11 protein-coding genes, 1 tRNA gene and 3 pseudogenes are annotated in these 14,117 nt (G+C 58.8%); 9 read left to right on the forward strand and 6 right to left on the reverse strand.

Annotated features, from left to right (window positions below; genetic code table 11):
- Positions 1–123 precede the first annotated feature (123 nt).
- Positions 124–615, reverse strand: a complete 492-nt coding sequence (locus ACY8GK_RS01065) for a GNAT family N-acetyltransferase (protein WP_462402051.1) — start codon at positions 613–615, stop codon at positions 124–126.
- A gap of 10 nt (positions 616–625) precedes the next feature.
- Positions 626–784, reverse strand: a pseudogene (locus ACY8GK_RS01070) (transposase domain-containing protein); the annotation flags it as partial.
- An 855-nt stretch (positions 785–1,639) separates the two neighbouring features.
- On the opposite strand from ACY8GK_RS01070, the gene ACY8GK_RS01075 reads away from it, so the two are divergent.
- Together ACY8GK_RS01075 and ACY8GK_RS01080 are read left to right on the forward strand one after the other, a co-directional pair.
- Complete coding sequence (locus tag ACY8GK_RS01075; RefSeq protein ID WP_462402052.1) at positions 1,640–3,436, forward strand: hypothetical protein; 1,797 nt, start codon at positions 1,640–1,642, stop codon at positions 3,434–3,436.
- Between the two features lie 453 nt (positions 3,437–3,889).
- Positions 3,890–5,051 (forward strand): annotated as a pseudogene (locus tag ACY8GK_RS01080) (IS3 family transposase).
- Between the two features lie 86 nt (positions 5,052–5,137).
- Here ACY8GK_RS01080 and ACY8GK_RS01085 read toward each other — a convergent pair.
- Complete coding sequence (locus ACY8GK_RS01085; RefSeq protein ID WP_462402053.1) at positions 5,138–5,971, reverse strand: deoxynucleotide monophosphate kinase family protein; 834 nt, start codon at positions 5,969–5,971, stop codon at positions 5,138–5,140.
- Positions 5,972–6,091: 120 nt separating this feature from the next.
- On the opposite strand from ACY8GK_RS01085, the pseudogene ACY8GK_RS01090 reads away from it, so the two are divergent.
- The 3 genes and pseudogenes from ACY8GK_RS01090 to ACY8GK_RS01100 form a co-directional block, all read left to right on the forward strand.
- A pseudogene (locus ACY8GK_RS01090) lies at positions 6,092–6,430 on the forward strand (dTMP kinase); the annotation flags it as partial.
- Complete coding sequence (locus ACY8GK_RS01095; RefSeq protein WP_462402054.1) at positions 6,423–7,409, forward strand: DNA polymerase III subunit delta'; 987 nt, start codon at positions 6,423–6,425, stop codon at positions 7,407–7,409. The pseudogene ACY8GK_RS01090 and the gene ACY8GK_RS01095, both read left to right, overlap by 8 nt.
- A gap of 41 nt (positions 7,410–7,450) precedes the next feature.
- Entirely contained in the window at positions 7,451–8,233 is a 783-nt protein-coding gene (locus tag ACY8GK_RS01100; RefSeq protein ID WP_462402055.1) for a TatD family hydrolase, read from the forward strand.
- A 209-nt stretch (positions 8,234–8,442) separates the two neighbouring features.
- Here the strand turns inward: ACY8GK_RS01100 and ACY8GK_RS01105 are convergent, their stop codons facing one another.
- The gene (locus tag ACY8GK_RS01105) at positions 8,443–9,249 is read right to left on the reverse strand and encodes a sulfite exporter TauE/SafE family protein (protein ID WP_196180391.1); all 807 of its coding nucleotides are present in this window, start codon (positions 9,247–9,249) and stop codon (positions 8,443–8,445) included.
- 108 nt (positions 9,250–9,357) lie between these two features.
- Between ACY8GK_RS01105 and ACY8GK_RS01110 the strand changes: the two genes are divergently transcribed.
- The 4 genes from ACY8GK_RS01110 to ACY8GK_RS01125 all read left to right on the forward strand — a co-directional run bounded on the left by ACY8GK_RS01110 (position 9,358) and on the right by ACY8GK_RS01125 (position 12,598).
- Positions 9,358–10,143 (forward strand): AraC family transcriptional regulator, encoded by a 786-nt coding sequence (locus ACY8GK_RS01110; RefSeq protein WP_462402966.1) that lies wholly within the window; start codon positions 9,358–9,360, stop codon positions 10,141–10,143.
- Positions 10,144–10,674: 531 nt separating this feature from the next.
- Complete coding sequence (locus ACY8GK_RS01115; RefSeq protein ID WP_196180393.1) at positions 10,675–11,310, forward strand: TetR/AcrR family transcriptional regulator; 636 nt, start codon at positions 10,675–10,677, stop codon at positions 11,308–11,310.
- A gap of 105 nt (positions 11,311–11,415) precedes the next feature.
- Positions 11,416–12,021 (forward strand): DUF4823 domain-containing protein, encoded by a 606-nt coding sequence (locus ACY8GK_RS01120; protein WP_196180395.1) that lies wholly within the window; start codon positions 11,416–11,418, stop codon positions 12,019–12,021.
- A gap of 13 nt (positions 12,022–12,034) precedes the next feature.
- Positions 12,035–12,598 carry a DUF1285 domain-containing protein gene (locus ACY8GK_RS01125; protein ID WP_462402056.1) on the forward strand — a complete coding sequence of 188 codons (564 nt, stop codon included), beginning with the start codon at positions 12,035–12,037 and terminating at the stop codon, positions 12,596–12,598.
- Positions 12,599–12,693: 95 nt separating this feature from the next.
- On the opposite strand, the gene ACY8GK_RS01130 is transcribed toward ACY8GK_RS01125, so the two are convergent.
- Positions 12,694–12,769 (reverse strand) — tRNA-Asn (locus tag ACY8GK_RS01130).
- Between the two features lie 60 nt (positions 12,770–12,829).
- On the reverse strand, positions 12,830–14,026 hold the full coding sequence (locus ACY8GK_RS01135) for an amino acid aminotransferase (RefSeq protein WP_196180399.1): 1,197 nt from the start codon (positions 14,024–14,026) through the stop codon (positions 12,830–12,832).
- Positions 14,027–14,117 lie beyond the last annotated feature (91 nt).

Below are 14,117 nucleotides of genomic sequence, written 5' to 3' on the forward strand. Positions count from 1 at the left end.
ATGCACACCTTGCGATGGTAAGAAACATTCAGCTCAAGCGTTGCCTTGCAAGAAACCCAAAACAAGCCGCTGTCACTGACCGCTATCGACCCATAGCGGACTGTGAGCGTCCGGCCGATCCCCTCATGCAAAAGCGTCATCTGGGCCAGCCTGTGGAGGCCGCATCCGGTTTGTAAGGTCTTTTTCGAAGTAAACGCGATTGAAGCCATCCTCCGTGCGCTCCGCTACTTTCACATAACCAAGCCTGGAATAAATCGAAAGGTTGTCTGTCATCTTTGCATTGGTATACAGACGAACGGCGCTCACACCACGCTGTCGGGCGGCATTTTCACAGAAGCTAATTAGCTTCTTTCCAATCCCGCATCCGGCTGCGCTCGGGAGGACTGCCACGTTTTCCAACAGGAAATACCCATCCTTGTCATAAAACACAATAAAGCCCTGAAACCCGGTTTGGCCGTCCGTCGCAACATAGACCACTCCTGCCGCTATCTGCGCGAAGTAATCGGCGATCATAGGGGCTGGCTTGCGCCCGATCACTGGCACATAACGAGCGTACGCTTGTTCAGCGCAATTTCTAATATCGGGCTCATCACTTACGTCGGCTAGCCGGATCATATTGCTTTCCTTAACGACCTCTATATTGCCAAGCTGCCGCCCACTGATGCGGCAGCAGCTGCTCAACTTCACTGGCCCGCCGAGTCGGCAGCCGCATCAGCACATCCTTGAGATAGGCATCATGTCCGTTCATGCGCGCCGACTGGATCAAACTCATGATGGCCGCAGCGGCTGGTTGCGCATGACCGCTTTCGACCCGAAGCGGACCGTCGGTACGCCTTGCCTTTTGGCTTGGCGCTATCCACGCTTAGATAACGATGTGCTCGGGGTAAATTTGCACGCTTTCGAATTGCTCTGAATTATCGTGCAGACGTAGTCTGAACTCTTCACGAAGGCAGATCTCCAATACCCTCTCTTCAATCACGCTGTAGCTGGTCACGGAGACGTTCAGGAGCCTTTGGAAATTGCTGCTCGTCCAATTGATGTCTTCATCCCAAGTTGCAATTAGCTCGTCGCCATGAAATACCTCTATCAGGCTCTGGACAGCGATGCAGCTGCCTGAGCCAAATAGAAACTGAACGTCGTATCGTCCCAGGCAAATCTGCCGTATTTCCTCTCCTAAGATACCTCGATCTTCAGATCCTTGGCAAAGCCGTACATCTCATCTCCTCCTGTGTACTTCCCCGAGCCGATGAGTTCGGACTGGATCGCAAGCATACCTACATTGAGGTGGCCGCGCAAAGTCATTACCGGTTGGCTGCGAATTGTGTGGCCGCTCCTCGCCGATTACTGCACTTCGTGAACGGCAGCTTCGGGTCGATAGCAGTCGGTCATGGCTGACCGTTATCGACCCAAAGCTGCCTTTCACCGGAATGCCGGAATCCGCCAAAAGAGGTCGGCTAGCCTCTTTTTTGGGCGTCATATCTGCTTGGGAGGAGACCATTGCGATTGATGTCAAACTCACATTACCCTTCGGGTTGACTGCTGTGGGAATGGCGAGTCGCCTTTCCAGTCTCGACGCCATACGGACAACGAAATGCTCAAATTTCCTGGAAGGTTAAAACGAATGGCCAAAAGAAACTCTATGCAAGATACCCAGCTTATGCCAGATGCAACATCGCTGCCACTGACGCAACCTCCACTGAACGCTGTTCCGAAAATCTGCCTGGTTGACACCGCCCCCGACGTCTCTGATCTGCTAACCCAGAAACTCTACGATTGCACGGCAGCCACTCTGGGCGGCGATGTAAAGACGCCCAAAAACAGAGCGGGTATTCAGACCTACCTCCGCCCATTGGTACTGCTGCCTTCCAACCTACACGAGTTTCAGGTGGTCGTGGTCGACCTAGCGAAGACAGACGGCATAGACGAGTCTGAAGCACGCGCCGAGCTGAAAAACATCAGCGGTAAAACAGCATATGCGCTGGTTAGTTCCTATCCAGAGCAAGTTTTCAATTCGAAGGGATTTGGAGCAAGAAGATTTTCTACTGAAATCGAGGATGTGCTCAAGAAGGAATCGGTTGTTGTAATTTTCGCAGCGGAAAATGAAAAAATTCATTACGACCTTGCCGAGATAGGAATACATGGCGCAAGTGTAGTGGATAACTTTAACTGCGAAACCTTACGTCTTTGCAGCGGCATAAAAGCTTTCAAAAATAAATTTGGAAGGACAATTGAGCTGTATAAAGAAGAGACACGATTCCACTCCTTTATCGGCAAATACCTGAAAGACGCACACTATGAAGTGACCTTTCCCCATCCCTTTGTTTGGGAGAACGGAGCCAACAAGCCAGACGAAAAATTTGTCCCTATTCTGGTCAATGCAGCGGGTGAAATCGTTGGGTACGCTACGTTTGTTGACAAAGGCGCCGTCTTCGTCCTTCCGCAGATGGTGCGCAAAGCAGAATTTTTGGTTGAATTTTTCGACAACCTTGCGGGCGTGTTTCCGGACGTATTTCCGTACAATGGCATGTTTTCATGGCTGGACGACGGCTCTCACCCACTCCCCGGCGAAGTGGAAATCCGTGAACAACGTGCAGCTATTGAGGCACGATACGTAACCGATGTCGCCGCGAATGAGACCGCCATTGCAGATCTGAAGAGTGAATTCAGCTTCCTTCGCGTGATGCTGTCTGGGACAGGGGACGAGTTAGTGGATGCCGTACGTGAATACCTCGTCTGGCTGGGATATACCTCCGCAAAAGCCATGGATGAACACAGCGAAGATACGCTGGAAGAAGATATTCAGATTGAACTGGAGCCTGGCCTCTTGGTGATAGAGGTTAAAGGCATCGGCGGGACGTCCAAAGACAAGGAATGCGCTCAGATCTCCAAAATCAAAAATAGACGTCAGGAGGAAAGGAAAGCGTGGGACGTATCAGCGCTGTATATTGTGAACCACCAAAGATACGTCTCTCCCAAACAGCGGATGAACCCGCCTTTTACTCCAAACCAGATCAAAGACGCGCTGCTGGATAAGCGGGGGCTGATCACGACGTATCAACTTTACAACGCCTACTTTGACATCCTTCGCGGATTGATTACCAAGGAAGATGTTCGAGCCCAGCTGCTGGGGTTCGGGCACGTAAAAATCTCACCGCCGGAGCTGACCGAGATCGGCGTCGTCAACGAAGTTTTTCAAAACGGTCGCGTAGTTATATTGCACCTAGATGAAGCAACGGTGTCTGTTGGCAGTAAACTGTACATCCTGAAAAACGACGTATACGAAACCCGGAATGTCGTAGATCTTCAGCTGGACGGGGTATCAGTTGATCAAGCCTCAGGTGGCGAGTTTGGTATTCAAGTGGACGCAGCGATCAAGAAAGGGACCCGCATCTTTATCCCAAGCCAAGCGCATGAGCCGAAGGACATGGCAGGATGATGTCTGGCTTTTGAAAACCGCTCCATAGACGCGTCAGCACGAAAAGCCGGTAGAGGCAAGCGCTGCCCCGTTTAGTGGTGCAGCGCGGCGGGACTGATTGAAAACTGACCAATTGTTCCGATTGAAAGATGCCCCTGCTGTTTGTCATCAGCAATTGTGGAATAGGGTACGGGATATAGCAGTTGGTGTTATCGACGAAGAAGCCAAGGCTGTAGCGCGCACCAGGCGCGGGACGCATAGCTCGTGGGTCATCCATTTTATCCTTGGCTAACTGTTTCCCACTGAATTCTTACAGCGCGCGAGCGACCGCTTCTGGCCGGTTTCTGTCTGTTGCCACCGTCCGCTTTGGGTCGATTGCAGCCGTTCACGACTGAACGATATCGACCCATTGTAGTGGTCTAATGAAACCGGATACCCATTTAGGCGAGAATGCTCGCCACAGAGAGGTGTCTGATGACCAAGCAACGTCGTACCTTTACCCCTGAGTTCAAGCGCGAAGCTGCCTGCTTGGTGCTCGACCAAGGCTACAGCCATGCTGAAGCAGCCCGCTCGCTCGGTTTGGTCGAGTCGGCCCTGCGCCGTTGGGTCAACCAGCTTCAGCAGGAGCGTGGCGGCATCACGCCGACCAGCCAAGCGTTGACGCCAGAGCAGCAAAAAATCCAAGAGTTGGAAGCTCGGATCACGCGCCTGGAGCGCGAGAAATCGATACTAAAAAAGGCTACGGCGCTCTTGATGTCGGAAGATCTCGAGCGCATACGCTGATCCGTCAGCTTAGCGCCCATGAACCCGTTGATTTCCTGTGCGAAGTGTTTGAAATCACTCGCTCAACTTATTACGCGCATCGCCACAAAAGGCGGACGCCTGACGTTGAGCGCCTGAAGTTGCGCAGTCGAGTGAATGAGTTGTTCACACAAGGTCGAGGTGCACCCGGCAACCGCAGCATCAAGTTAATGCTGCAAGATGAAGGCGAGAAAATCGGACGATTCAAGGTGCGCAGCCTGATGCGTGAGCTGTCGCTGGTCAGCAAGCAGCCAGGGTCACACGCTTACAAGAAGCAACGGTGGAGCGGCCGGACATTCCGAATGTGTTGAACCGAGCGTTTGATGTCGACGCGCCAAATCAGGTCTGGTGTGGCGACATCACTTACATTTGGGCGCAGGGTAAATGGCACTATCTGGCGGTTGTCCTCGATCTCTATGCGCGGCGCGTGGTGGGCTGGGCTTTGTCAGAAAGACCGGATGCAGAGTTGGTCATCAGGGCGCTGGACGTGGCGTACGAACAACGCGGAAAGCCCCAAGGGCTGCTGTTTCACTCCGATCAGGGATCGCAATGTGGTAGCCGTCAGTTCCGCCAGCGATTGTGGCGCTACCGCATGCGCCAGAGCATGAGCCGCCGAGGCAACTGCTGGGATAATGCGCCGATGGAGCGGGTGTTTCGCAGCTTGAAAACAGAGTGGATACCGGTCACGGGCTACCTGACCGGACAGCAAGCTCAGCGAGACATTAGCCAGTACCTGATGGATCATTACAACTGGATAAGACCCCATCAGTTCAACGATGGGCTGGCTCCGGCCAAAGCTGAGGAAAAACTCAAAACTGTGTCCGGGATTAGTTGACCACTACAAGGAAATCCGTTGTCGAGACCAGTCAGTGCCGGATTTCCGTTGCAGGAGTGCAGTGAGAGCTGCCCTCCCGCCGTCCTTTACTCATTCCCAGTGGCGCTGCGAGCTTTCAACGAAGCCCAGGCTTCCTCAATTCTCTGACGATAATCTGCAAGGGTCCCGTTGTTGTGAATAACGATGTCGCCGTTCACAACGGCAATGCCCGCCTCCGATGAGTGGACTTTGATCTTGGCCGCGTCGTCTCGGACGATATGCCAGATCTCCCCACCCAAATCTCGGATGAACTTGGCTTCATTCTCGAAGCGAATATCCTTGATGATGATGACCTCTTTGCCGTCGAGGTTAAGTTCGAAGCGAGTAGGCTTTTCCGAGTAGGTTTCCCTCGCATGACGCTCGCGTCTGGCGGCGAAGTCAGGGAAGTCCTGGATTGCCAGCTTCTTTATGAGAGCGATCGCGGCATCTGGCGAGATGCCCCAGAAGCTGTCGGTCTCGGTCTTGGCCTCGGACCAGATCTGCTCATCGCTGAAGCCGAAGATCTCTTGAGCAGCACGCATGAACGGCGTTTCAGGGGCGTTCGCTTCTGCTTCTGTCAGCTGACGAGGCGGCAGAGGAGGGCGGTTGATCGCACGGTCGGCACGCTTCAGCCAGTGGAGAGGATCGTGGCTTTCACGCATCCACTCAGTGCCAACACGCTGGAAGAATTCACGGGGAGACATACCCCACGCCTCCAGCCGCACCTCCTTTGCGGTATCATCCCAGGTTTGAGAATTCGATAACCCGAACAGTGACTGACATCCAGCCTTCAGCGGATTCGCCAGGGCATAGCTGGCTACCTCCGGATGCTCCATCAGGAAAGCGGCACCTGTGTCCTTTCCTGATCTCGCTTTCGCTGCGAGGCCGATGATTTTTCTCACTGGATTCTCTCCGGGCAAAAGCTTGATTCTAAGGGCTTTCAGGGGAGAAATTCGAGGTTTACATATAAAGGCTTTCCGAAACATATCATGACGTTTACATCCTTAGACGTTCCGAAACAAGACGCGACCTACGCCTATCAGGGCGGTGGGAGGGGCCTGTCGGGCGAGCGTATCGCCACGCTCGAACGTTTCGTCCAGCACTCCTTGCAACCTGACCTGACCCTGGTCTTCGATCTGCCGGTGCAGGTCGGGCTGGCGCGGGCCGCTGCTCGCGGACGACTGGATCGCTTCGAACAGGAAGGGCAGGAGTTCTTCGAGGCGGTGCGCCAGGCCTACCTGGCGCGTGCACACGGCGCGCCGGCGCGCTATGTCCTGCTCGACGCGGCGCAGCCGCTGGAGCGTGTGCAGCAGGACATCGATGCCTTGCTGCCGGCAATCCTGGAGCGCTGCCGTGGCTGACGCCTACCCTTGGCAGCAGGGGCTGTGGCAGCAACTGGCGGGGCGGCGTCAGCACGCCCATGCCTACCTGCTGCATGGTCCGCGGGGCATCGGCAAGCGTGCCTTGGCCGAGCGCCTGATGGCGTTGTTGCTGTGCCAGCGGCCCGAGGCGCTGGATGCCTGCGGCCAATGCAAGGGCTGCCTGCTGCTCAAGGCGGGCAGCCATCCGGACAACTTCGTGCTGGAGCCGGACGAGGCGGACAAGCCGATCAAGATCGACCAGGTTCGCGAGCTGGTCGGCTTCGTGGTCCAGACCGCTCAGCTGGGCGGGCGCAAGGTGGTGCTGATCGAACCGGTCGAGGCCATGAACGTCAATGCTTCCAATGCCTTGCTCAAAAGCCTCGAGGAGCCTTCGGGCGATACGGTCCTGCTGCTGGTCAGCCATCAGCCGAGCCTGTTGTTGCCGACCATTCGCAGCCGCTGTCAGCAAGTTGGCTGTCCCCGGCCGACGCTTGCGCAGAGCAGCGAATGGCTGGCCTCAGCCTTGCCTGACAGCAGCGTTGCCGAGCGCCAGGAGCTGCTGAGCCTGGCGGCCGGTTCCCCACTGGCTGCCATCAGCCTGCAGCGGCAAGACGTGCGCGAGCAGCGCGCGCTGGTCATCGAAGGCGTCAAGCAGTTGCTCAAGCAGCAGCAATCGCCGAGCCAGCTGGCCGAGGCCTGGAATGCCATTCCGCTGCTGCTGCTGTTCGACTGGTTCTGCGACTGGGCCCACCTGGTCTTGCGCTACCAGCTGACCCAGGACGAACAGGGGCTGGGCCTGGATGACATGCGCAAGGTGATCCAGTACCTTGCCCAGAAGAGCTCCCAGGACAAGGTCCTGGCGATCCAGGCCTGGATCCTCGAGCAGCGCCAGAAGGTCCTGGCCAAGGCCAATCTCAACCGGGTGCTGCTGCTCGAGGCGCTGCTGACATCCTGGTCCCAGTTGCCGGGTGCGCGTTGAGCCCGGCCGTTTCGTTCCACTTTCCACACGTGTCCGGACAAATGCTCGTAGATTCCCATTGCCACCTCGATCGTCTCGATCTCACCGCCCACCAAGGTTCGCTGGATACTGCCCTGCAGGCAGCCCGCGAACGTGGAGTCGGGCACTTTCTGTGCATCGGTGTAAGCGCCGAGAATGCCGGAGCGGTCAAGGCCCTGAGCGAACGCTACGCCGATGTCGACTGTTCGGTGGGCATCCACCCGCTCGACCTGGCGCCTGGCCAGACGCCCGCGCTGGAATGGCTGCTGCAGGAGCTGGCCCACCCGCATGTGGTGGCGATCGGCGAGACCGGGCTGGACTATCACTACGAACCAGAAGCCGCCGAGCTGCAGCAGGCCTCCTTGCGCCTGCACCTGGAGGCGTCGCGCCAGACCGGCAAGCCAGTCATCGTCCATACCCGCGCGGCGAGGGCCGACACCCTGGCGCTGCTACGCGAAGCGAACCTGCCACAGGCTGGCGTCCTGCACTGTTTCACCGAGGATTGGGAGATGGCCAAGGCTGCGCTGGACCTGGGCTATTACATTTCGCTGTCCGGCATCGTCACTTTCCGCAACGCCGAGGCCCTGCGCGACGTGGCGCGCCGGGTGCCGGCCGACCGGCTGCTGGTGGAGACCGACTCGCCCTACCTGGCGCCGATCCCTCACCGGGGCAAGCCCAACCTGCCACAGTATGTGCGTGAAGTCGCCGAATTCGTGGCCTCGCTGCGCAGTGAAAGCTACGAGGCGCTGGCCGAGCAAACCACCACGAACTTCAAGCGGCTGTTCCCTTTGGCCCGAGTAGCCTGATTGGCAGGCAAAAGCGTTTGTATCCAGCCCTTGAAGCCGGACGGCGTCTCGGTGAGCCATTCTTGGTGACACCCAGGCAACTAACCGTCAACGTCGAGGGCGGTACGCTTTCGCACAATTTTCTTCAACAAGCCGGACGTAGCCCCGCAAGCGCCGCCTTACGGCGGAACGTGACGTTCTTTGCATGCACAGCCGTGAAGCGTTGAAGGCTAAACCGCCAACATTGCCAGCAGCACGATACACAACAGCGCGATATACGCCTTGGCGTGGATGCCATGGGGAATCCTGCCGATCCACCTCGATGCGACCCGGATACCCAGCCATGAACCAACCGCCAATACCGTGCAGGCACGTAGATCGATGTAGCCGGCATGCCACGCACCTAACGGCGTGTCGTTCCAGGCCAGCGCCACATAGGTTGCCGAGCCGACCACGGCCATCGGTAGCGATAACGGATTGGCCGCCGCCGTCGCAGCGGTCATGCTCGCCCCGCGGCGCCGCATCAGCGGCACTGTCATCACGCTACCACCGACACCGAGAAAGGTTGCGATCGCGCCGATCGCCATGCCGCAGACAGCGCTCATCCACCTGCCCAGTGGGCGTATCGGCAATGGGCTTTCCTCGGTGAAGCCAGGGCGCAGGATGCTGTCGAGAATCGTCAGTCCCAGATAGGCGATGAATGCCCAGCGTACCCAAGACCCGCTTAGAGCCAGCGCGGCAGCCGCGCCCGGTACGGCTCCGGCTGCAATGTAGCCCAGCAATGGACGTACCTGATTCCATGGCACGGTGCCGGCCTTGTGGTGACGGAACGTCGCCAGCCCTGCGCCGAAAGTCATCACGCAAGTGGAAGTGGCCACTGCTACGTGCATAGCGACATGACCAACGGCGCTGTCGATGCCGTAGGTGGCTAGCAGAACCGAATACAGCACAGGCACGACCACGAACCCGCCGCCGAAGCCAAACAGCACGGTGGTCACACCGGCCAACGCACCAAACATCAGGAGTAGGAAATACATAAGCAAGCTGCACCGTGATTGGACAAGGACATCACGATAGGGCGGCATGGATTGGCCGACTTTCGATAAATGGTCAATAATCCTTTTATTTCGGCCAAGACCAACGTCATGCGCAACGTACCGCTCGATTCCGTGGATGGTGTGTCACGCCCAGTCCTCGCCATCGGAACCGACTATCCGTCCGACACTCTGCTCGAAGCCCATACGCATCGACGCGCCCAACTGCTCTACGGCATGAGCGGCGTGATGGAGGTCGAAACGGACGACGGCGCATGGGCTATTCCGCCCTATAGCGGCGTATGGATTCCGGCAGGAAAACGCCACCGCGTACGCATGCAAGGCGTGAGCACGCGTAGCCTCTACATCGAGCCTACGGCCGCGCCGCGTCCGGCCGAACACTGTCAGGCGCTGGTTGTCACTCCGCTACTGCATCAACTGCTGCTTGCCTCGGCGGACATTCCCGCGCTCTACGATGAAAACGGACGCGACAGCGCCTTGGTACAACTACTTTTTCACGAAATACGCTTGGCGAAGACAATGCCCCTGTTTGCGCCGATCCCCCAAGACCGACAGCTTGCGCGGCTGTGCAAGGCGTTCCTGAGATCGCCCAGCATCCAGGTGACGCCCCAGGCGTGGGCGCAGCGGCTGAACAGAAGCCTGCGCACCTTCACCCGATTCTTTCAGCAACAGACAGGCATGAGTTTCGGTGCCTGGCGCCAGCAAGCCTGTCTACTGGCGGCACTGCCGCGTCTGTCGGCCGGGCGGCCCGTCACGCAGGTGGCGCTGGATCTCGGCTACGGCAGCCCCGGCGCGTTTTCCATCATGTTCAAACGGCGGCTTGGCAAAGCACCGATGGACTTCGTCCGGGAATCCACCACGGCGACGCCCTGGTAGGCGCGTAGGTAAAGGGCACCCTGGCCTGAAGCTCCTGGTCGAACCGGGCGCTTATCAGCGGGCGCGAGCACAGGGCCAATGCCTCGGCTTGCGGCTGCTCATCACCACCGCGGCGGCACTCCACCGGCGCTTCGCTCGTGACCTCCGGTGCGGCGAGTCCAGCGAGTACCGGGATGGAGTCATGCTGAAACAAAAAAAACCCGAATCCTGGGGGGAGAATTCGGGTCAAGACCATTAGGAGTAAAGCAAAGGCTTTCGTTCCGTGATTGCCTTCATCGGCAGGACGCTGGGGGGAAGCGCCTGACCAACAGTTCAAGTATTGGTCAGAATTCCCCGGACGCCAGTGTCACCTGCTCATTTTTTAAACAGATTTGGAATGAAGAAAAGGCTGCAAGCCGACTGCGCAGTCGATGCGGACGAGCTGGGAGCTCGAGCCTTGCAGCTCCCCGTTACACACATACCCCGCTGATCCGTGCAATTTGCCGCAAGTTAGGCATAATAAACCGCTTCGATCGTCATCCAGACATTCCTATGCAGACCGAACCCCGAAAAATCCGTGAGTTTCGCCGCCGCGAGCAGGAAATCCTCGATACGGCGCTGAAGTTGTTTCTCGATCAGGGTGAAGACAGCGTCACGGTCGAGATGATCGCCGATACCGTGGGCATCGGCAAAGGCACGATCTACAAGCATTTCAAGTCCAAGGCCGAGATCTACCTGCGGCTGATGCTCGACTACGAGCAGGACCTCAATGCGCTGCTGCACTCGGACGATATCGATCGTGACAAGGAGGCCTTGTCGCGCGCCTACTTCGAGTTCCGCATGCGCGATCCCCAGCGCTATCGCCTGTTCGACCGGCTCGAAGAAAAGGTGGTCAAGAGCAGCCAGGTACCGGAAATGGTGGACGAGCTGCATCGCATCCGGGCGTCGAACTTCGATCGGCTGACCTCCCTCATCAAGGGGCGCATCGATGAAGGCAAGCTCGAAGACGTGCCGCCGTATTTCCATTATTGCGCGGCCTGGGCCCTGGTGCATGGTGCGGTCGCACTTTACCATTCGCCGTTCTGGAGCAACGTCCTGGAAGACCAGGAAGGTTTCTTCCAGTTCCTGATGGAGATCGGTGTGCGCATGGGCAACAAGCGCAAGCGCGATCCTGAGCCAAGCGCCTGAGGCCGTTCGGCATTGGTAGCTCGGCGCAAGGTTGGTCGGTCATGGCGCGAAAGCTGCATCGGGCCGCTATCTGCCGGGTTTCCGTCGCCGGCTTCTGGAGGAATGATGCGTAGCCTGGTCTTGACGCTGGCGCTGGCAATGCTGGCCGGTTGCATGAAGGTCAGTGACATGGGGGAGGGCGTTCGCTATCACATGAGCGACGCCGGCCTGCTCGATCACAGCGATACCCGGCGTACCCTGTCGGTACGCCTGCAGCCTGATTCGTTCATCTTCATCGGCCAGGGCGCGTTCGTGCCGCCTGGTCGTGGCCCGCTGCCCAGGCCAAATGCCGTGGCCGAGGCGGCTTTCGACAGCTTCGTCGAATATTTCCCGCTGGTGCGTCGGGCGCAGGGTCCGCTGGGGTTGGAGGAAGCGCTCGCCGAGGCGCGCTCGGTCGGCGCTCATTATGTCCTGTACACGCGTTTTGCCCATACCGATGACCGTATCGGCAACGGTGACGAATGGTATGACGAGCAGGCCGTCGATCGCCTTGGCGTCGACACCGGTGTGGTTCAGATGATGTTGGTCGAAACCAGCACCCGCTACCTGATCGATAGCGTGCGCATCAAGACGCGCGGTGGCTTGTTCACCCTGTATGACAAAAGGCCCGAAGACCTGCTGGGCCCGCCGATGCGTGACTACGCCCGTAGCCTACTGGGCATGAGCCGATAGAGGAGGTTGCCTGATGAGCGAAGACGGCAAGGCTGGCGATCTGCTGGCGCAGGTTCCCCCGGTGGGTAAGGGCTTGCCGCCGGTTCATCTGTGGAACCCGCCGTTCTGTGGCGACATCGACATGCGTATCGCCCGTGACGGTACCTGGTACTACCAGGGGACGCCGATCGGGCGAAAGCCGATGGTGCGCCTGTTCTCCACGATCCTGCGTCGGGACGGGGATGCCTACGTGCTGGTCACCCCGGTCGAGAAAGTCGGTATCCGGGTCGATGATGCGCCGTTCGTGGCCGTGGCGCTCGAGGTTCAGGGCGAGGGTGAGCGACAGGTGCTGCGCTTCACCAGCAACGTCGAGGACCAGGCCGAGGCGGGGCCAGGGCATCCCCTGCGTGTCGAGGTCGATCCGCAGAGCCAGGAACCCTCGCCCTACCTTCTGATGCGCGACAACCTCGAGGCGCTGGTTCACCGCAACGTGTTCTATGAGCTGGTCGAGCTGGCGGTCGAGCATGAACTCGATGGCCAAACATGGCTGGGTGTCTGGAGCCACGGCTGCTTCTTTCCGATCGGCAAGGCCACCTGAAACGGCTCGAGGGGGTCAGGCAGCGGCCGCCCGGCGAGGCGCGACGTGGAAAACGAAAAACCTCCAGTGCTTGCGCATCTGGAGGTTTCGCTATTTGGCTCCGCGACCTGGACTCGAACCAGGGACCCAATGATTAACAGTCATTTGCTCTACCGACTGAGCTATCGCGGAATCTGCACGTATCTTACTGATTGCCAAGGGGAAGTCAAGCTCCCCCTGGGCGCCGCAAGATCACAGTACCTCGACGATGGCCTTGGTCACCACGTGGATGTTGCTCTGGTTCAGCGCCGCGACGCAAATGCGTCCGGTATCGAGGGCATAGATGCCGAACTCATCCTTCAGGCGGCCGACCTGGGCGGCGGAAAGGCCCGAGTAGGAGAACATCCCGCGCTGCCGACCGACGAAGGTGAAGTCACGGCTGGCGCCGTACTGGGCCAGCAGTTCGACCATCTGCCCACGCATGCCGTGGATGCGGCCACGCATCTCGGCCAGCTCGCTTTCCCACATCTGGCGCAGTTCGGGGCTGTTGAGCACCGCGGCGACGATGCTGGCGCCATGGGTCGGCGGGTTGGAGTAGGTGGTGCGGATCACTCGCTTGACCTGCGACAGGACGCGAGTGGCCTCTTCGCGCGAGTCGGTGACGATCGACAGTGCGCCGACCCGCTCGCCGTACAGCGAGAACGACTTAGAGAAGGAGCTGGAGACGAAGAAGTTCAGGCCCGACTCGGCGAACAGGCGTACCGCGAAGGCGTCTTCGGCGATGCCCTCGCCAAAGCCTTGGTAGGCCATGTCGAGGAATGGTACATGGCCCTTGGCCTTGATCACTTGGAGCACGTTCTTCCAGTCGTCCAGGCTCAGGTCCACGCCGGTGGGGTTGTGGCAGCAGGCATGCAGCACGATGATCGAGCCGGACGGCAGGCCGTTCAGGTCTTCGAGCATGCCGGCGCGATTGACGTCATGGCTCGGCGCATCATAGTAGCGATAGTTGCGCACCGGGAAGCCAGCGGTCTCGAACAGCGCGCGGTGGTTTTCCCAGCTTGGGTCGCTGATCGCGACGGTGGCGCCCGGGGCCAGGCGCTTGAGGAAGTCCGCGCCGATCTTCAGCGCACCGGTGCCGCCGACCGCCTGCACGGTCACCACGCGACCTTCGGCCAGCAGGGGCGACTCGGCGCCGAACAGCAGTTTCTGCACGGCCTGGTCATAGCTGGCGATGCCGTCGATCGGCAGGTAACCGCGCGAGGCGTGCTGGGCGGCGCGCTGGGTCTCGGCTTCGATCACCGCGCGCAGCAGCGGAATGCGGCCTTGCTCGTTGCAGTAGACACCGACGCCCAGGTTGACCTTGTCGGTACGAGGATCGGCGTTGAACGCTTCGTTGAGGCCCAGGATGGGGTCGCGGGGTGCCAGCTCGACAGCGGAAAACAGGCTCATTGTTACCTTGGCTCTGATGGAGAGTGATAGGGATGCCACGCTCCAGCCGAGTGCACTGAAGCGGTGCGCAAACGGGGAGTCAGTATAGTGA

The sequence above is a fragment of the Pseudomonas sp. Marseille-QA0332 genome (genome assembly GCF_054950175.1).